The organism is Azospirillum soli, from assembly GCF_017876165.1.
Classification (GTDB): Bacteria; Pseudomonadota; Alphaproteobacteria; order Azospirillales; family Azospirillaceae; genus Azospirillum; species Azospirillum soli.
This window is the reverse complement of sequence record NZ_JAGINQ010000005.1, coordinates 92,834-112,213: the sequence shown is the minus strand read 5'-3', so window position 1 is coordinate 112,213 and position 19,380 is coordinate 92,834. Positions and strand designations below refer to the sequence as shown.

Below are 19,380 nucleotides of genomic sequence, written 5' to 3'. Positions count from 1 at the left end.
TAGGCGGGGCGTGCACCCGCCCGCCTCATTTCAATCGTTCCCGCAGCCGACGCGCGAGGATCAGGCCGAGGAAGACCGTGCGCGTCAGCGCGCTTTTTTCGCGTGCCAACAGCCAGATTTTAGCCTTGCGGATCCCACCCTCGACGGCGGTCTTCGCCACCCGAAAGGGGTTCAGCACCACGGATGCATGCGACCGGTACAACTCCAACCGGTCCATATCCTGGCGGACGCCCAGGAACCGGGCCTTATAGGGTTCCCGCCCGCCGCCCATGTACATGGTGGTGGCGCCTCGGGCGATGGCTTCACAGATTGTCCGATAATAGCAAAGCGCTCCCAGCCGGAATTCGTTGTAGGCCGGGTCATGGGCGATCACCTCCACCATGTAGGCGGAGCCGACGATCTGGCAGATCATGCCGGCACAAAGCCGGCCGTCGATGTGCAGAACACTGACGAGGCCACCTTCCTTGGCGAACCGGATGATGCGTTCCGTTTCCTCGTCGTCGATGCTGAATCTTTTCTTTTTTGCTGATATCCGGGCATCGCTCAGCTCGACGATGGTGCGGACGTGCGCCTCGTCGATCTCCGCACCGGTGTAAAAGCGCAGACTGTGGTCGGGAAAGACCCGCGACAACCGGCGCACATCGTATTTGATATTGTTGCGCGTCGACTTGCCGAGCCGTGCCGTATATTCCTCGGCGGTCGACGGCAGGTCGATGACCCAGTCCTCCTTCGAATTGTGCCTCTGATACGGAAAAGGAAACGAGCCCGCATCCGTTTGCAGAGCCTGAAACCGTATCATCGACACATCGGGAAAGGCGTCAAAGATGTAGCGGGCGAAGCGGTTGATCTCGTCCTTGCCGACGACGATGAACTCGTTGAAGACAGTGACCCGCCCGTCTTTGTATTGAAACACGAAGATCGTGGTTGGTTGGTCGCCTTGGCGAACCACATAGGTGCAGACGTTGTCGGTCGGCCGTGATGTCCTGAAGAATGCGAGAGACGAGTGCGGGTGCCCATACAGGCGGATCAGCTCTCCCTCGACGAATTCCGGTACTTCATTGATATAACAGGAAATGTTCCCGGATTTATAATGAGCGGCTTTCAAGTCCTTTTGAAGGAGCATGTAAACTGCCACGGCATAACCTCCTCATTCGGTCGTTTGCGCCGATTGACGCCGATTATGCTTGCTGTTGACCTTGTCCCTTCGCCCTGATTGAAAGCCGAACTCCTTTTGGGGTTGGCTCAATGTATGGCTTGGAGTGGCGGAAGCGTCTCGGGACGGGTGTATGGATGATGCGCGTGCGTTCGCTGCGGTCGGACGGCGATAATATCTTACGCCAACCGCTGCGTAAACAAAGTCGCTTGGAAAAGGGACGGAAAATATGGATGGCCCGAGGCGGCAGAAAGAAGTGGTAAGAACCGGCCTGGAACACCCCGCGAATCGGCGGTAACGGCTCTTCGCCAAAGGAGGCTACCCCCGTCGATTGTCTTCTTATCGGTCTGGATCGCTGGCAAGATCGCCGGGCTCCGGAGCTTTCCGGCCCGCAAAAAGGCCCAAACCCAGCCACGCGAGCGGGACACCAGCCATGCACGCCCAATTTGCGACCGTCGACATCACGCCGACCCAGCCGGCGCCGCTGGCCGGATACGCCGCCCGTCAGGGAAACTTCACGACGGTCGAGGCGCCGCTGGAGGCCAATCTGGCCGCCTTCCCGCTTCCGGATGGGACCTGCGTCTTTCTCGGCAGCGTCGATACGCTGTTCGTCGGGCCGTCCTTGTCCGACCGGATCGCCGATGCGGCGGGCGTGGCGCAGGAGCGCCTGGTGCTCGTGTCCACCCACACCCACAACGCGCCGTCGCTGGCGCCGGAGGTGCCGACGCTCGGCCTACACGACCCCAGCTACGGCGACATGGTCGTGCGGCGCCTGGGCGAGGCCGTGCGTCGCCTGATCGACGGCCCGAAGGAGGCCGTCTCGGCCGCCTATGTCCAGTGTGCCGCCCCCTTCAACGTCAACCGGCGCCGTCCGGCCTGGATGCTCGATTACGGCACGCTGCGTCGAAAGCGGCGGTTCCGCTTCGGCAAGGGCGTCGCGATGGCTCCCTTTGACCGGGGGGTGGTCGATCCGCTGCTGCGCTGTATCATCCTGCGCGGCGAAAACGGGACGATCCGCGGCGTCCTGTGGTCTTATGCCTGCCACCCGGCCTTCTTTCCGTTCCGCGACCGCGTGTCACCCGATTTTCCCGGATCGGTCCGCGCCCATCTGCGCCGGAGGTTCGGCGACGGCTGCGCCATCCTGTACGTTCCGGGCTTCGCCGGTTCGGCCATTCCAAGGATCCCCTTCGCCCTGCCCCGCTCCGCTGGGGAGTGTCTGGCGCGGCTGCTGCCCTTCAACCCAGGCCTGCCGTCCTTCACGCCGGCAAGCTATGGAGAGTGGGTGGAACGGCTCTGCGCCACGGCGGCGGCCTGCGTCCACGACGCCCCGGCCGGAGACGAGGCCCCTGCGGTGACCTTCGCCCGGACCCGCTCCCCCGACATTTTCATCGGCCAGGGATCGACGTCGGGAAGCGATGTGCCGCTGGACATGGCCCGGCTGGACTTCGGCCCATCCTGCGGGCTGGTGGCGATCACCGGCGAGATGGTCGGTGAATGGATGCCGGTACTTCCCAAGTCGCTCTTCGAGCAGCGGATCGCGACCGGCTATCTGGCGGGGCCATGTCTCTACGTCCCGACTGACGCCGTCGTCCGGCAGGGTGGGTACGAGGGCGACGGCTTCCGTTCGCGCTTCGGCCTGGACGGCCGGTTCGTCGATGGGATGGACCGCATCGTCAACAGCACGCTGGGCACCATCTTTCAGTAGTTTCCCTTCGCCGAGCGAGGTGGACGCGATGACGCCGGTGATGAAATGCGGACGCGGCCCGAGGCTGTACCGTTGGTTCCGCCTTGCCGCCCTTTGCCTGGCGTCGCCTTTTCTTTTCGCCCTTCACGCCGCGCCGTTCGACCACACCCACCCGTGGCCGACCCCGCACGGCTCTCCCACGGCCGATCCGGTGCGCGGGAGCATGGGACAACGCTGCTGGAACCTGCGGAGCGCCGGGAGCAAGGCCCTGAAGCACATGGTCGCCACGACCAACATCTACGTCTCGCCCAGCGGTTCCGACGCCAACGACGGCAGCAAGGACGCGCCTTTCCGGACCATCGGCAAGGCGGCGTCGGTCGCCACGCCGGGAACCACGGTGCGCGTGGCTCCGGGAACCTACCAGGGCGGTATCAAGACCTGGGTGAACGGCACGGCGACGGCCCCGATCCGCTACCTGTCGGAGGTGAGGTGGGGTGCCCGGATCGTGCCGGCGATCTTTTCAAAATCCAACACCGCCTGGGACAACCGGGGCGACCACGTCGTCATCGATGGATTCGAGGTGGACGGTTCCCGCCATCCGCCCGGCGGGCAATGGCGCTGGGGCATCTACACCAGCGGGTCCCATTCCACCATCACCAACACGAAAGTCCACAACATCGCCCGCGATCCCAGCGCGCTCGGCGACCACAACGGGGGTGCGGGCATCCAGGGCGACGGCTATTACGGCGGGACCGACATCGATCTGACCAACAACATCGTCTACAACGTCGGCCCGCCCGGCCGCAGCAACGGCCTCGTCCACGGCATCTACGTCTCGACCCCCGCAAACGTCGAAAACAACCTCGTCTATCAGGTCCCCGGCGTGGGCATCCACCTGTGGCACGACGTCCACCACGTCAACATCCTGAACAACACGGTGTTCAAGAACGGCGCCGGCATCCTGGTCGGGGCTGGCGACTTTGTCCGGACGCGGGCGCCGAACGACCACACCGTCGTCGCCAACAACATCGTCTACGACAACGCGCACAACGGCATCACCGAACAAGGTCTGACCGGGACGCGCAACGTCTACAGCCACAACCTCGTTTACCGGAACGGCACCGACTGGAACCTCAAGACCGGGATGCGCCCGGTCGGCACGGTCACCGCCGACCCGAAGTTCGTGAACTACGTCCCGACCGGCGGCGGCGACTACCGCCCGGCCCCCGGTTCGCCGGCCATCGACGCCGCGCGCAGCATCTGCGACCTGACCACCGACCTCAACGGCGTGCCGCGCGGCCAAGGCATCGGCACGGACATCGGCGCCTACGAGCACAAGGCGGCCACCACAGCCGCAACGCCCACGCGCCTGCCGGAGCCGCCCTCGACCGACGTCATCGTCAAGGTCACCGCGTCGGGCGACCAGTACCGGGGAACGCCGAAGTTCCAGCTGGTCATCAACGGGCAGGCCTGGGGGCCGGTCCACACCGTCACCGCCGAGCGGGGGGCCGGCACGCAGGACTTCCGGTTCCGCCCCATCAGCGTACCGTCCGGCCTGTCGAGCCTCGGCGTGCGCTTCCTCAACGACGCCTATCGCAGCGATGGGGCGGATCGGAACCTCCACATCACGGCGGTGCAGGTCAACGGCATCGACCTGACGCCATCGCGGACCGGTCTCTATCGGACCGGCGACACGGCTTATGTGGATGTCGGCCGCCTGACCATGCCCTGAACACCCCCTTCGGCCTTCCGGCGTGCTAAGCTGCCGCCGGAAGGAGCATTCATGTCGTCTGAACACGTCTTGAAACTGGGTAAGTGGGACCGTCCCGCCAGCCTGCCGGACAGCCTCGCCACCGAACTGTCGGGCTGGCGTTTCGTGCTGAGGAATCCGGTCGCGCCGAGCTTCTATTCGAAGCCGGGAGCGCCTTGGGATATCCCGCCGGAAGGCTGCCTGCGCGTCAGCGAGCGCTGGAATACGGCGACGGAGGCGAACGCCACGCTCTTCCCCACCGACCAGTCCATTCCCGACGGCCATTGGGCGCTCGCCCGGTTCGAGGCGTCCATGTGGCGCGTGCAGTCCCTCGTCCCGGCCGATGGGCGCGCCACCGTGCGCGAGTTGCTTCGGGCGCGGGCCGACCGGCTGGTCAACGCCCGCCGCTGGACCCGCAGCGACCTTGAACTGCTCCAGGTTCTTCAGGATGGGGAGGTCTTCGCCCTCGACGACCTTCTCGCCGGCGACGAAGCGCGGGGGCGATCCCTGCGATCCCTGACGAAGCTGCAACTGGCCGCCGAGGCGTCCGGCGCGAACCCGGAGCTTCCGGACGCGTCCCGGCGCCTTCTGGACTCCGGCAAGGGCCCGGCCGTCTGGACGGATGCGGAGGCCAGGGAGGTTGCCGCCACGATCCTGGACTGGCATGCCCGGAAGCAGGCCCGCACCGCCGCCCGGGCCGGCCGGGGGGCGGAGGCGCGCGAGCGTGGCGAGGCACTGAAGGACTCCGTCGCCGACGCGGTGCGCAAGATCTTCCCCGGCATTCCCAAGGAGATTGCCGCCGCCGTAGCGACCCGCCTCGCGCCCAGCGTCGGCAAGCTGGCCCGCATGCCGGGGCTGCAGCCCATCGTCGATGCGGTCGCGGAAATCCGGCTGGAGCGGTGGCGGCAGGCCGTCGCCTCGGAACCCGAGGTGGCCGACCGGCTGCTGGCGATGCAGAAGCGCGGCGACCCTGGCCGGGCGCGCAAGCGCTACCGCGACCAGCGCGCGGTCGAGCGTGTCGAGGCCGAACTGCGCGACTGGCGCGGCGACCTTGCGCCCGTCTCCACGCGCCGCCTCGGATAAGGGGGACGCGGACCGGGGGGTTAAAGCGGATTTCAATCCGCTTTGGACCGCGACGGCGGTCCCGGCCGCGCGTGCGGCCGAAGCCCTGCCTCTCGCGGGAACGCAGTTCCCGCTGGCGGCAGGCGGATGCCAATGGCATCCGCTGAGAGCCGGCGAATGAGGCCATATGAATCTAAAGCGAATGCAAATTCGCTTTAGTGGCCTGGAAACACGGCGCGCGCCCAGTCACGCCAGTTCAGGCCCTCCCGGCTGCGGGTCGCGGGCACTGACCGCATCAGGCCGGCCGGACAGCGCGCGATCCCGCTGCGCAACAGCCGCGCCGGCCACATGATCCGCCCGATGGGCTCGGCCTCCGTCTCCACACCGAGCAGAAGGCGCGGGAACAGCGGGTTGGTGCGCAAGGTGAACTCGAACGACGCCCAGAACTTGGCGTTCAGCTCCATCAGGACGAAGTCGTCGCGCCGGGCGCAGGGCTTGAACTCCACCAGCCCCCAGCCGGTGTATTGGAAATCGGCGATCAGCCGCGTGGCCAGTTCCTCCACGCGCGGTGATTCATAGCGCTCAACGGCGACGGCCGAGCCGCCGTCCGGCGGGAAGCTGAACATCTCGTGATGCAGGCTGGAGGCGACGATCTTCCCCCGATCGGCGAGGAAGCCGAAGCCGATGACGCTCGCCCCCTCGATCACCTCCTGGAGGAGGTAGCCGCCCTCTCGCGCCGGCGGCGGCACGGCGTACAGTGAGTCCAGGCGGCGGCGCATGCCGCCGGTTCCCTCCCGCGCCGGCTTCAGGAAGACGGGGCCGCGATGGCCGTTCGCCTCTTCCACCGAATGCCAGGTCCGGGGCACGGGGATGTCCAACTCGCGCGCGCGGTTCAGCGTCGCAACCTTGTCGTAGAACCACAGATTCCGCCGCTCGAACGCGATGTCGCCGAGCCGGATCGCCTCACGGTCCTTCAGCACATGCTGCATGGCGTCGGAGCCGGTGGCGATGACCGTTCCGTCCTGGCAGGCGGCTTCCCCCTCCTCCACCGTCAGGTAGCGGGCGAAGGGGCGACGCGGCGGAACCCGTTCCCCCGGCAAGGGATATCCCAGCACGCGGAGCGACAGGTCGTTGCGCTGGAGCACGTCGGCAATGGCGAAGGACTGGGACAGGCCGGGAGACAGAATGACGACCTCTCCGACCCGGCCGGCATGGTGCCGTTCAGGCATGGGCCGTCTCCTCTTCGCCCGACGTTTCCACCTTCCTCGGTTCCGCGTTGCGGGCGAACAGATATTCGACTACCGTGTCGAGCAGGTAGACGAAGGATTCGGCGATGACGAACAGCACGAGCCAGCCTGTGTAGCTCAAGTAGCCGAGCGCTGCCGCCGCCCCGATGGCGAGAAAATTCACCGTTCTGATGACGTGCCACAAGACGATGTAGCGCCGCGCATCGACGATCAGCGCTACGTTGCTGGCCGGTTGCGAGATGAAATACATGTAGGAGGCGATCGCCATCATCGCGATGGAATGCGACGCGCTCTGCCACTGGGGACCGGCGACGTAGGACAGGAACAGCGGCCCGAGATCCCGGATGAGGATGAAGGGGATGAGGCCGATCCCCGCCATGGCTATGGTGGCGCGCAGGACGAGCCACGAAAAGGGCTTCCGCTCCGCATGCAGGCGGGAGACGCGCTGGTTGAACACGTCGCTGACCGCCGCCGACACCACCCGGCAGGGCGCGTAGACCAGCGATCCCGCCAGCGAATACCAGCCCGCCTCCGTCGCCCCGAAGGCGAACATGATCGTCGAAATCGGGATCTGCTGGTTGACCGAGGCGACAATCTGCGACAGCGCCAGGGCACCGATGGTCTTCCGGTGGGTCCGCAGCGTCGCCAGATTCCGGCGCAGCCGGGGCCGGAACACCAGCCGATGCACGTTGCCGGGCAGGATCCACAGCTGGATCGCCAGCGCGCAGACGTCCCCCACCAGCTGCCACAGCACCATGACCAGGGCGCCATGGCCGGCCGGCGGAGTCCAGACCAGCGGGGTCAGTGCCGTGCCCGAGACGAAGATCACCGCCCGCGTCACCTGGGCGACGGAAACCACCTTGAAGCGTCCGATCCGCATGGCGTAGGAGCGCAGCCCCATCGTCGTGATCAGGATGAAGACGCTCAACGGCGCCGACCACATCAGCGCCCACTGGCTCGGGATTTCCATGGAGAAGTGGGAGGCGACCTCCCAGCCCAGGGCTATGGCGACCAGCAGGACCAGGGCCGTCACCGCCGTCATGGACACCAGCGCCGCCAGCAGCCGGATCGCCATCGACCGCGTCGGCACGACGACGATCAACCGCTCCATCCTCCAGGTGCCGAGCGTCGCGATCAGCGAAGTGGTGCTGTAGGTGAAGGTGTAGAGGCCGAAGTCCGCCGGCTGGTACAGCATCAGGAACAGCGGCGCGCCCAGGAACAGAACCACCTGGGACAGGAACGCGCCGCTGGCCAGCGCCGAAGCATCGCGCACCAAGGACGACCGGGTGAATTGCCGAAACATCGCGCGCGAACCGGACCAGAAAGACTGCATGCGTCGTCTCCGCCCTCGGGCCTGACGGGATCAAAGTTCCCAGCAGGTCAAAGTTCCCAACGGATCACAGTTCGATGTGGCAGACCAGCCGCTCCGCCGCCGTCAATGGGGTCAGGGCGTAGAGTGCCTTTACGTTATGGGCGGCGATGCCGCGCAGCGGGTTGGGGATGCCCTTGATCCGTTCGCCCAGGAAACGGTCGGCCGGGCTGCCGAAATTGTAAATCCGCATATGCCGATATGGAATGCCGCTCTCGCGGACGATGGTTTCGATGTCCTGGCGGCGGAAGAAGCGGAGATCGTAGATGGTGTCCTCGCGGGACTTCTCCTTGAATTTGCGCTTCAACGTCTCGTTGTGCCCATTGTGGACGATGAAGAACAGGTGCGACCGCGTCACGCGGGCCTGCTCCCGCAGCAACTCCTTGATGAAGGCGTTGTCGTCGAACAGCACGAAGAAGCCGTTGTGGAACGACACGTCGAACTGCCGGTCCCGGAAGGTCAGGGCGGCGGCGTTTTCCACGCGGAAGTCGATGTTGGGCAGATCCTCGAACTGGTCGTCCAACTGCTGGATGACGTGCGCGTTGCTGTCCGTGGCGACGACCGTCTTGCCGATCTCCCGCAGGTAGAGCGAGTCCCGCGCGCTGCCGCAGGCGATCTCAAGAACCGTGTCGAACCGGCCTAGCGGAAGCTGCGACAGGAACAGACCGGCGCGGGGAACGGCCGACAGATAAGACCCGAGCCTCAGACGCCAAGTCGCCGTCCAATCGTAGGTCCGCCTTGCCGTTGCTTGCATGGGAGTCTCCGTAGCAATGTCGTGGGACTTGCCCCGCGGGGTACCGGGCGATAACACCGATCTTATCGGAACGGCTATCAGACCCGGCGTCCGGCCCGCAATGGAGCATAAGAGAAGAGGTCAGGCGTTTTCGGTCTTGCGCAGCGTGTGAAAATACTCCGCTCGGGTGTCGGCGGGCGCCGGGCGCGGCACCGTGACGGGACGCCAGCGGATCACCAGCGCCAGAAAGGTGAGATAAATGCGGTCGTCGGGAAGATAGCCCTGCACCGTCATATGCGAGATCATCTCCGTCACGAACAGCAGGACGATGGCGGCGTCGGTCCAGCGCAGGGTATCGTCCCGCGCCATGCGGAAGCAGGCCACGACGCCGAGCACGACCAAAGCCAGGTAAAAGGCCGCCCCCGCCACGCCCATCTCCACCAGGATTTCCAGCAGCAGGTTGTGCGGGTATTCCAGGCTGTGCTGCAGGCGGAATTCCCCCATGCCCCAGCCGAGCAGAGGCCGTTCCAGCCATTGGCGGTAGGCGAGGTCGCGCGCCTCCGATCGCACGTCCAGGGAATGGGTCATCTCGTTGGACAGCTGCATCTCGAAGCGTTGCAGCGTGTGCAGCTGAAGCGCCGCCCCCGTCGGCCCCTTCACCGCGACCAGCGTCGCGTAGCCCATCCAGGCCATGAAGACCAGCGTCCCGACCAGCAGGAAAAGCCGCTTTATCCCCACGCCGAGCCGGCGCGGCGACAGCAGAAGTGCCATCCCGATCAGCGGGATGCCGAGCACCGCGAACAGCATCGGACCTCGGCCGCCGATGACCGTCAGCGCGAACAGAGCCCCGACCGCACCGACGATGGCCGTCACCAGCCATTTGGGAGGCCCGTAGATGGCCAGCGCGAGGCAAGCCAGGAACAGAAGTTCGCCGTGCATGCCGTATTCGAGATAGTTGTTCCCGTTGATGCGCCCGGTGTTCGCCAAGGCGCGCTCGTCGATGCCGACGACCCAGCGGTAATAGGCGTAATAAAGAAGAAGCGCCACGCTCAGGCCCACCATCAGCCGCACCAGACGGGCGCGCCGCTCCGGGTCCTGCGCCAGAATGGAAGCGAAGAAATAGGCGGTGGCCCCGACCACGATGAAGCGGGAAATCTTATCGATGTTCCGGTATTCGTAGCTGGACCAAAAGACGCTGACGGCGCAGACCGCGCAGAACAGCACCATAAGGATGTCCGGCAGGTCGATCGGCAGCGGTTTCAGCCGGCGCGCCAGAACGCCCCACAGGATCAGCCCGCCGGTCATCACGAAGAACAGCACCGTCATATCGACCGGAACGAACCGGAATTCCGGCAGATTCTTGAACCGCCCCGCGAAGAGGAACAGGATGAAGCAGGTCTCGATGGACAGCAGGTCGTCCAGCAGGGCCGACCTCCACCCGCCCGGCTTTGAGCTGGCCGGACGGCCCGCATGGTAGGGCGGTTCTGGTTGAGCGCGCATCGTCGTTTCCACTCCCCGTTTCCGGCGGATTCGGCCATGGCATGCTATCTTACGAAAAGATTTCCGTAAACAAAACACGACATCAAAAAAGACGTAGAGCATGACGCGGATGCGCGATACCACACCACGGTTGCGCCCTAATAGTCGGTAACTTCCCCGAATGAGCGTTTGAGATGGACGCCTTGAAGGCGCCTTCTTTCTTTTGCTCATTTCGCGAATCTGCGCCCCGGCTGGCAGGGTAAGATAACACGGCGGCGCCATAGGGAGCCCACAGTTCCATGTCCCACAGCCATCTGTCCCACGGCCATCCACAGCAGGACCGCGTCAAGGTCGTCCACCTGTCGTCCGTGCATTCCGCAGAGGATGCGCGCATCTTTTCAAAGGAATGCATCAGTCTGGCGAAGGCGGGCTACGAAGTGTCGCTCGTCGTCCCCGACAACCATCTACAGGCGGCCGGCGGGCAACCCGCCCGGCGGCAGGACGTGGACATCCTGGCCGTGAAGCGGAACCAGGGCCTGCCGAAGCGTCTTTTCCGGACGACTTGGTCGGTCCTGTTCGCCGCCCTGAAGCTGCGCGGCGACGTCTACCATTTTCACGATCCCGAACTGATCCCCATCGGTCTCCTGCTGCGTCTGCTCGGCAAGCGCGTGGTTTACGACGTTCACGAGGATCTGCCGCGCGACCTGATGACCCGCCGCTGGATCCCGCGCGCCCTGCGCCAGCCGGTCGCCTCCGCCGTCGCCCTTACGGAATGGACCGCCGGCCGGGCCATGTCCGGCGTGGTGGCCGCCACCCCGATCATCGCCCGGCGCTTCCCCAAGGAAAAAACCGCCCTTGTCCAGAACTTCGCGATCCTGCAAGAGCTGGGCGACGTGGGCGGCCCACCCCTGGCCGAACGGCGGGGCGTGGCCCTCGTCGGCGGCATCACGGTGGACCGCTGCGCCCTCGACATGGTCGAGGCGATCGGGCGCGTGGGCCGTTTCCCCGACGCCAAGCTGCTGATGGCAGGCAACATGGAGTCCACGGCGCTGCGCGACCGGATGGAGGCGCTGCCGGGCTGGTCGCGGGTGGACTACCGCGGCCATCTGGACCGACCCGGCGTCCGCCAGCTGCTCAGCGAATCGCGTGTCGGGCTGGTCCTCTATTACCCGACGCGCAACTACGCGGAGGCGCAGCCGGTCAAGCTGTTCGAATACATGGCCACCGGCATTCCGATCATCGTCACCGACCTGCCCTACCTGCGCTCCGTCGTCGATGAACACCGCTGCGGTCTGGTCGTGCCGCCCCGCGATCCGGCCGCCATCGCCTCGGCCATCGAATGGATGTTCGACCACCCCGAGGAGGCGGCGGAGATGGGCCGGCGCGGCCAGGAGGCGGTGCGGAGCCTGTACAACTGGGGTCATGAGGAACGCGAGCTGATCCGGCTCTACGACCGCATCGCCCCCCGCCGCAGCCGCGACCGGACGCCTTTGCCCGGCCTCGCGCGGGAGAAGACGGAAGCCCGCTCCTGAAAGATTTCCAAAAGAAAACCCCTCTCCCGCACCGGCAGGAGAGGGGTTTTCTTTTTGGGCCGGCCGCTGCTTAACCGCTCGCCGCTTACACCGCGACCCCGAACTGTTCCTCCCACAGGGCGAGGCTGAACAGACGCCATTGCCCGCGCAGATCCAGGCTGCGGAAGCCATGACGCAGGCGGTCCGGGTTGCAGAAGCGCGCCAGCAACGGCGACCGCTCGACCGTCGCCTCCATGGTCCCGGCGTGCTGGGTGAGCCAGAGCCCCTCCGGTGCGGCGAAGCCCAGTTTGCTGCGGCGCCACGCGATGCTCTGCGGCAGCACGTCCTCCATCGCCTTGCGCGCGATCCATTTGGACCAGCCGTCGCTCATCTTCAGGTTCCAGGCCAGTGCGATGCAGTGCTCCACCAGCCGGTGGTCGAGGAAGGGCAGGCGCGTCTCGATGGAATGCGCCATGGCGTTCTTGTCCTCGAACCGCAGCAGCGGCGGAAGACCGGTGTTCTCCACCTCCAGGATTTGCAGGCTGCGCAGGTCCAGGCACGCCCGCGCGTACCGGCGGACCCAGTCGGGCATCGGCGGGCGCGGGCTGAGGTGCGGCGCCCGGCCGAGATAGTGGAGGTAGCGCAACGCCGGCGACAGATCCCGCACAGCCAGCGCCGCGAAGCGAAGGCTGGTCAGCATGGCGTTGTTCTGCAACGCCTGCCGCTGCCAGCGCACGACCTCGCGCGTGCCCTGCTGCCGCCACACGGCGAGTGCGTAGGCACAGTAATAGCGCTCGTAGCCGAGCAGCGTCTCGTCGGCCCCTTGCCCGTCCAGCAGGACGACCACGCCATTGTCACGCGCGGCCTGCATGACGAAGGACTGCATGCAGATCGACGGCGACGGGAAGGGCTCCTCCTGCTGGCTCACCACGCGGGCCAACGTGTTCCGGAAATCCTCGTAGGACGGCCTTGTCTTGATCCAATTCAGCCGGCCAGCACGCACCACCTCCCCGGCGAAGCCCTCCTCGCTGAGCGCGGGATCCTCGCTGATCGCGGTTATGGCGCTGAAAGGCGTCTGGCTCTGCGCACCGTGCAGCCGCGCCGCCAGCATCGAAACGCAGGAGCTGTCGAGCCCACCGCTGAGGCAGGTCCCCACCTGCACGTCGGAACGCAGCCGCAGCCGGACGGAGTCCTCGAACAGCTGGCGAAAGGTCCGCACCGCCTCCGGTCCCGTCCGGTCCTCCACCCCCGCCAGACGGTCGGCCAGATTGTAGTAGCGGTGCACCGAACAGCGGTCGCTCTTCAGGTCGTAGACCAAATAGTGGCCGGCGGCGAGGTTGGAGACCCCGTCGAAGAAGGTCTCGGTGGATTGCAGCGGAACACCGCCCAGCAGATAGTCGGACACCGCCGCCGGGTTCGCCCGCACCGCCCCCAGAAGCGGCAGCAGTTGCCGGATCTCCGACCCGAAGGCGAAGGCGTCCTCCGTCTCCACGTAATGGAACGGCTTCTCGCCGAAACGGTCGCGGGCGGCGAAAAGGATCCCGCGATTCTGGTCGTACAGGGCGAAGGACCACATCCCGTTCAGCCGGGACAGACAGTCCGTGCCCCAGGCGGCGTAGGCGGCCAGCAGAACCTCGGTGTCCGACTGGGAGCGGAAGCGGTGGCCGATCGCCTCCAACTCCTCCCGCACCTCGACGAAATTGTAGATTTCGCCGTTGTAGGTGACGATGTGGCGGCCGTCCGCCGACGCCATCGGCTGGTGGCCGGCGGGCGACAGGTCGAGAATGGCCAGCCGGCGGTGACCGAGCGCCACCCGGCCGTTCACCCAGTGCCCCTCGCCGTCCGGACCGCGGTGGCGGACGGCGTCGGTCATCTCCTTGATGCAGCGGCCGAGGTCGAGCTTGCCCGTCCGCGCGACGATGCCTGCAATCCCGCACATGATCTCAAACCTCCTCGGGATGACGTCACCGGACGTAGTATTTCCGGAAGCCGCGGGAGAAGATGTCGGCGTCGGCATCGCCGTAGAGCTTGTATTTACGCCCGTCCACCTGCGACAGGACCAGCCCGTCCACCGGGACCCGGTCGTCGGACAGGCGATGCAGCGCCGTCATCAGCGTCGTCGCCCGCGTGGAGCGCCAGCGGGCCAGCATGATCGTCCGGTCGGCCAGCCGCGCCAGGATGTGCGCGTCGCACACCGCCAGAACGGGCGGCGAGTCGATGATGACCGTGTCGTACTGGACCACCAGATCGCCGATCAGCTCCTGCATCCGCGCCGACTGGAGCACATCGCCCGGTGCCGCGAGACTCTGCCCCGCCGCCAGCACGTCGGTGCCGGAGCTAACGTCGTGCTGAATCACGTCCTGCAAGGGCCGGTCCTCGGTCAGGAACTCGGCCAGCCCCGGCCCCCGTTGCAGGTTGAACACGCGGTGCATGGTGGGCGCGCGCAGGTCGGCGTCGACGACGATCGTCCGGCGTCCCGACAAGGCCAGCATGCGCGCCATCGAGGAAGCGAGGCTGCTCTTGCCCTCGTTCGACACCGACGAGGTGATCAGCAGTACCTTAGCGGGGTTCGGCCCAGCGACGCCGGCGCGCAGCGCGATGGAGCGCAGATGCTCCAGGAACAGGGAATCGCGCTCCTCCAGCACCTCGTCGGCGGGCTTGGCGCGCCGCCAGCGCCGGAAGCGCACCGTCGGCAGCGTGCCCAGCACGCGCAGCGGCGTCATGTGGCGCAGCTGCGTCAGGCTCTGGATGGAATGGTCGGCGCGCTCCAGGATCACCGCCAGGATGGCACCGATGGCCGTGGACAGGATGAAGGCCGTCGCCACGATGGCGGCAACCGGCGGATGGGTGACCTTGCGCGGCACGACGGCGCGCGAGATCACGTTCACGTCCGCCCCGTGCAGCTTCAGATAGTCGATCTGCGCGTTGGCGTTGTTGAGGCGGGCGGTCAGCTGGGGCAGCAGGGTCCGCTTGGCCTCCATCTCGCGCTCGGCGACGCGGCTGTCCACCTCCGACGCGTTGACGCGGGTCATCTGGTCCTTCAGCGCCTCGATCTGCCGGCGCAGGCCCTCCTCGTTGGCCCTGCCGATGGCGACGGCGTTGAGGCGGGCGGTCTGGATCTTCGCCATCTCCTCGGCGATGCGGCCCCGGATGTCGCGCAGTTCGGTGCGCGCCTCGATCAGGCGGGGATGGCTCTCGGCGTAGCGGACGGAGAGCTGCTGCACGCGGGCGCTGGCCGCCGCCGCCGTCTCCTGAAGCCGCTGGATGAGGGAGGAGCTGAGCACCTGCGCCGCCACCGTGATGTCGCCGGACTCGCGCACCTGCTTGGCCTCGGCGAACTGGGCCTCGGCGCGCAGCCGCTCGGCAGTCGCCGCGATCAGCTGCCGGTTCAGTTCGGACATGCGCTCGGAGAGGGAGCGGGTGTTGGAATCGGGCTCAATGCCCAGCCGCAGGCGCATGTCCTCGAAGGTGCGTTCGGATTCATGGATGTCGCGGTTGAGCTTGGCGATCTCCGCCGTCAGGTTGTGGGCCAGGGTCTCGGCCGCCCGGACTTCCTCATCGCGCTTCTGAATCATGAACTGGTCGGCGATCATGTTGGCGACGAGCGCCGCGCGCTCCCGGTCCTCGGACAGGAAGCGGATGCCGATGACGCGCGAAGCGTCGCTGGAGGTGGTCTCCACCCGGCTGAGGAACCGGTTGATGATTTCGTCCCGGACGCGCTCGGGCGACAGGTCCTCGGCCGCCTGCTGCGTTTCCGCCGAGGGCACGAAGGCAAGCGCCGGCTCCATCCACGTCGTCAGCGTGGCGCGGGCGTCGTCGATGAAGGCGCGCAGGCCGGTCGGCGGGCGCAGCGTCGGGTTGAACTCCGCCACGCGGTCGAGGCCCAACCGCTCCACGACGGCCTCGGCCAGCCCGCGCGAACGGATGATGGCGATCTCGTTCTTGCGCGCCGTTTCTTCCGACGGCAGCAGGGTGCTCTGCTGGACCGCCGCACCCATGGGCGTCAGCTCGCGGGCGTTGAACATGATCCCCGCCTCGGCCTCGTAGAGCGGCGTCATTAGCCGCGTGGCGAGGAAGGCGAGCGCCGTCGCCACCAGCACCAGCAGCGCGATCAGCACGCGGCGCCTTTTCAGCGCGGCGAAGGTGTCGATTTCGTGGGTGGCTCGGCCGCCGTCGGGATTGACGTACGGCACGGCGTCGCGGGTACCGGCAGGCACGATCTTGTACTGATCCATAACCCTTCCTTTCACCACACGTGAAGGGCGCCGCTTCGGCCAGCTTGGGAACGTGGCCGCGCATCCGCTTCTTTTAGTGCCGGCGCACCGCCGCGCGCGTGGCGCGACGGGCAACGGGCATCAGGCGACGGGCGGCGGCGGGCCGCCCGGACGGGTCCCCCGGCCAGCGATGGCCGGAAGCTCGTCTTTTGCACAACACCCGATAAGCATAAGACAGCGAAATCATCTCTGTAAATGCAAAAAATGATGATCTCCGGACGCGCCTTATCTCCAATGTGAGGTGTGATCCGCCGGCAACAACGTTCCTACCACTTTCTTTCTGAACCTGCGGGCACCCTTATTTTCCACATCCGGCCGCCGCGCCTTATGTTTACATTAAGAGAAAAGATAACGTACCATCGCCTCGACGCCCCGTGGGGACCGGGACCGACACGTCCCGGCGAGAAGCGGCAACCATCCCGAGGCGCAACAAGGAGGGAGCGAATGAAAGGAGTCATTCAGTGTGGGGGCAAGGGCATGCGGCTGCGGCCCTACACCATGGTCTTGCCAAAACCGCTGATGCCCGTCGGTTCCAAACCTGTCCTGGAGCTTCTGCTGAAGTGGCTGCGCCGCAACGGTGTTCAGGAGGTCTACATCACCACCGGCTATCTCGGCCATCTGATCCGCACGGTGTGCGGCGACGGCCGGCAGTGGGGCATGAGCATCCGCTACACCGAAGAGCTTGAACCGCTCGGCACCGTGGGCGCTCTGCGCCTGCTGCGCGAAGAGCTTGACGAGACCTTCCTGGTCATCAACGGCGACGTTCTGACCGACCTCAACCTCGACGCCTTTTCCGGTTTCCACCGCCGCCAGGAAACGCTGCTGACCATCGCCACCTCGCGGCGCGCCATCCAGACCGATTTCGGCATCATCGAGGAAACGGACAACCGTGTCACCCGCTTCCAGGAGAAGCCGACGCTGACGCATCTGGTCAGCATGGGCGTCTACTGCATGGAGCCGGGCATTCTCGACTACATCCCCGACGGCGTGCCGTTCGGCTTCGACAACCTGATGTCCTGCATGCTGGCGGCGCGCGAGCCGGTCAGCATCTTCCAGCACGGCGGCCTGTGGCTGGACATCGGCCGCGTGGACGATTTCCAGAAAGTCCAGGAAATGGCCTGGGACGAGCAGTGGCCCACCTTCGAAACCCGCGCGGTCGCCTGAAGGCCGCCGAGTTTCCCTTCAATCCTTTCCGGCCTGCGATCTTTTCCGGAGAAACCTCATGCTGCTGGTCGCCGAGCCCATCCTTGGCGAGGAGGAAAAGGCCGCCCTCGCCGCGGTCATCGACGACGGCTGGATCACCATGGGCGACCGCGTCCGCGCGTTCGAACAGGCCTTTGCCGAGGCCCACGGCGCGCGCGACGCCGTCGCCGTGGGATCCTGCACGGCCGGGCTGCATCTGGTGCTTCTGGCCCTCGGTCTCGGCCCCGGTGACGAGGTGCTGGTGCCGTCGATGACCTTCGTCGCAACGGCCAACAGCGTTCTCTACACCGGGGCGACCCCGGTCTTCGTCGACATCGAGGGGGTGGACCTGCCCCTGATCTCCCCGTCGGACGCCGCCGCCAAATGCACGGAGCGGACCAAGGCGGTGATCCTCGTCCATTACGCCGGCTACCTGCCGGACCGCGAGGCGTGGCGGGACTTCGCCCAATCCCGTGGTCTGTTGCTGATTGAGGACGCCGCACACGCCGCCGGCCTGCCCCAGGCCGGGCGCATCGGCGACGCCGCCGTCTTCAGCTTTTACGGCAACAAAAACATGACCACCGCCGAGGGCGGAATGGTGTTTGCCGAGGACGACGCGGTGCTCGACACGGTGCGCCAGCTGCGCGCCCACGGCATGACCAGCGGGGCGCGGCAACGTCTGACCGGCCACGCCAGCGGTTACGACGTGACAATGCTGGGCTTCAACCACCGGATGGACGAGCTGCGCGCCGCCATCGGGCTGGTCCAACTGGCCCGGCTGCCGGCCTGGAACGCCACGCGGCGCGACCTCGCCGCCCATTATCGCCGCCGGCTGGCGCAGGACTGCCCCGACGTCGTCATGCCCTTCGCAGACCCGCGCCCGTCGGCCCACCACATCCTGCCCGTCCTGCTGCCGGCGGGGATCGACCGTCAGCGTCTTGCCGACGATCTGCGCGGCGACGGCGTCCAGACCAGCGTCCATTACGCGCCGGTCCACAGCTTCACCTTCTACCGCGAGCGCTTCCCCGGCGTGAACCTGCCCCGGACGGAGGAGTTCGCGCGCCGCACGCTGTCCCTGCCCCTGCATCCGAAAATGGGGACCGACGATGTCGAAAGCGTGACGCGGGCACTGGCTCGCGCGCTGGCCCATCAACGCGAGGACGTGCCGCAATGACCAGCGATTCCCAAGCCGCCACCGCCACGGGCAATTTCGACGGATTCCTGCGGCGTCTTTTCGACGTGACGCTCGCCTTGGTCGGCCTCATCCTTTTCTTACCGGTGCTGATCCCGGTGGTGATCGCCATCCGCCTGGACTCGGCCGGCCCGATCTTCTTCTCGCAGACGCGGCTCGGCCAGCACGGGCGCCTGTTCCGTCTCTACAAGTTCCGCAAGTTCCATGACGGAACCACGGGCCGGGCGGTGACGCTAAAGGGCGACAGCCGCATGACCCGCGTCGGCCGCTTCCTGGAGCGCACCAAGATCGACGAGGTGCCGCAGCTGTGGAACGTGCTGAAGGGCGACATGGCCATCGTCGGTCCGCGCCCGGAGACGCTGGACTTCGCCGACCTGTTCCAGGGCATGTACCACGGCGTGCTGGACCATCGGCCGGGCCTGTTCGGGCCGAACCAGGTCTATTTCCGCAACGAATGCGCGCTCTATCCCGAAAAGACCGACCCGCACGCCTTCTACCGCGCGGTCCTTTTCCCGGCGAAGGCGCGCATCGATCTCGGCTACTTCCCGCGCCGCAGCCTCGGCCAGGACATCGTCTGGCTGTTTCGCGGCCTGCTCGCCGTGTTCGGCCTCGGCCTGCCGAACGACGGCACGCTGGAGCGCATCCTGGAGCAGCTGCGGGCGGAGAACCGCGTCACGGTGAAGGAGTAGGTGCGGGTTAGCCCTTCGCGGCAGCCCGCTCTTTCTTTTGCTTTTGCCTCGCGAA

General features: G+C 66.4%; 14 protein-coding genes. 7 read left to right on the top strand and 7 right to left on the bottom strand.

The window, feature by feature from the left end:
- Window positions 1-25: 25 nt before the first annotated feature.
- The gene (locus J2852_RS10200; RefSeq protein ID WP_209874809.1) at window positions 26-1,135 is read right to left on the bottom strand and encodes a GNAT family N-acetyltransferase; all 1,110 of its coding nucleotides are present in this window, start codon (window positions 1,133-1,135) and stop codon (window positions 26-28) included.
- A gap of 451 nt (window positions 1,136-1,586) precedes the next feature.
- Here J2852_RS10200 and J2852_RS10195 point away from each other — a divergent pair, with 451 nt between their 5' ends.
- The 3 genes from J2852_RS10195 to J2852_RS10185 all read left to right on the top strand — a co-directional run bounded on the left by J2852_RS10195 (window position 1,587) and on the right by J2852_RS10185 (window position 5,670).
- On the top strand, window positions 1,587-2,858 hold the full coding sequence (locus J2852_RS10195) for a hypothetical protein (protein WP_209874806.1): 1,272 nt from the start codon (window positions 1,587-1,589) through the stop codon (window positions 2,856-2,858).
- A 202-nt stretch (window positions 2,859-3,060) separates the two neighbouring features.
- Entirely contained in the window at window positions 3,061-4,569 is a 1,509-nt protein-coding gene (locus tag J2852_RS10190; RefSeq protein ID WP_209874803.1) for a carbohydrate-binding domain-containing protein, read from the top strand.
- A 51-nt stretch (window positions 4,570-4,620) separates the two neighbouring features.
- Window positions 4,621-5,670 (top strand): hypothetical protein, encoded by a 1,050-nt coding sequence (locus J2852_RS10185; protein ID WP_246499467.1) that lies wholly within the window; start codon window positions 4,621-4,623, stop codon window positions 5,668-5,670.
- Between the two features lie 194 nt (window positions 5,671-5,864).
- Here the strand turns inward: J2852_RS10185 and J2852_RS10180 are convergent, their stop codons facing one another.
- From J2852_RS10180 to J2852_RS10165, 4 genes are all read right to left on the bottom strand, one after another.
- On the bottom strand, window positions 5,865-6,878 hold the full coding sequence (locus J2852_RS10180; RefSeq protein WP_209874800.1) for a hypothetical protein: 1,014 nt from the start codon (window positions 6,876-6,878) through the stop codon (window positions 5,865-5,867).
- On the bottom strand, window positions 6,871-8,229 hold the full coding sequence (locus J2852_RS10175; protein WP_209874797.1) for a lipopolysaccharide biosynthesis protein: 1,359 nt from the start codon (window positions 8,227-8,229) through the stop codon (window positions 6,871-6,873). Before J2852_RS10175 ends, J2852_RS10180 begins: the two co-directional genes overlap by 8 nt.
- 64 nt (window positions 8,230-8,293) lie before the next feature.
- Window positions 8,294-9,019: a class I SAM-dependent methyltransferase gene (locus tag J2852_RS10170; RefSeq protein ID WP_209874794.1), complete on the bottom strand. Its 726-nt coding sequence runs from the start codon at window positions 9,017-9,019 to the stop codon at window positions 8,294-8,296.
- Window positions 9,020-9,139: 120 nt separating this feature from the next.
- Window positions 9,140-10,498, bottom strand: a complete 1,359-nt coding sequence (locus J2852_RS10165; protein WP_209874793.1) for an O-antigen ligase family protein — start codon at window positions 10,496-10,498, stop codon at window positions 9,140-9,142.
- 278 nt (window positions 10,499-10,776) lie between these two features.
- On the opposite strand from J2852_RS10165, the gene J2852_RS10160 reads away from it, so the two are divergent.
- A complete protein-coding gene (locus tag J2852_RS10160; protein WP_209874792.1) occupies window positions 10,777-12,009 on the top strand; it encodes a glycosyltransferase family 4 protein in 1,233 nt (410 codons plus the stop codon).
- Between the two features lie 85 nt (window positions 12,010-12,094).
- Here the strand turns inward: J2852_RS10160 and asnB are convergent, their stop codons facing one another.
- On the bottom strand, window positions 12,095-13,927 hold the full coding sequence (gene asnB, locus J2852_RS10155; RefSeq protein WP_209874791.1) for an asparagine synthase (glutamine-hydrolyzing): 1,833 nt from the start codon (window positions 13,925-13,927) through the stop codon (window positions 12,095-12,097).
- Between the two features lie 25 nt (window positions 13,928-13,952).
- The gene (locus J2852_RS10150; protein ID WP_209874790.1) at window positions 13,953-16,223 is read right to left on the bottom strand and encodes a GumC family protein; all 2,271 of its coding nucleotides are present in this window, start codon (window positions 16,221-16,223) and stop codon (window positions 13,953-13,955) included.
- Window positions 16,224-16,706: 483 nt separating this feature from the next.
- On the opposite strand from J2852_RS10150, the gene J2852_RS10145 reads away from it, so the two are divergent.
- From J2852_RS10145 to J2852_RS10135, 3 genes are read left to right on the top strand one after another with little or no spacing between them, the layout of a single operon-like run.
- Complete coding sequence (locus J2852_RS10145; RefSeq protein WP_209874789.1) at window positions 16,707-17,426, top strand: nucleotidyltransferase family protein; 720 nt, start codon at window positions 16,707-16,709, stop codon at window positions 17,424-17,426.
- 58 nt (window positions 17,427-17,484) lie between these two features.
- On the top strand, window positions 17,485-18,618 hold the full coding sequence (locus J2852_RS10140) for a DegT/DnrJ/EryC1/StrS family aminotransferase (RefSeq protein ID WP_209874788.1): 1,134 nt from the start codon (window positions 17,485-17,487) through the stop codon (window positions 18,616-18,618).
- On the top strand, window positions 18,615-19,325 hold the full coding sequence (locus tag J2852_RS10135; protein ID WP_209874785.1) for a sugar transferase: 711 nt from the start codon (window positions 18,615-18,617) through the stop codon (window positions 19,323-19,325). Before J2852_RS10140 ends, J2852_RS10135 begins: the two co-directional genes overlap by 4 nt.
- Window positions 19,326-19,380: the final 55 nt, after the last annotated feature.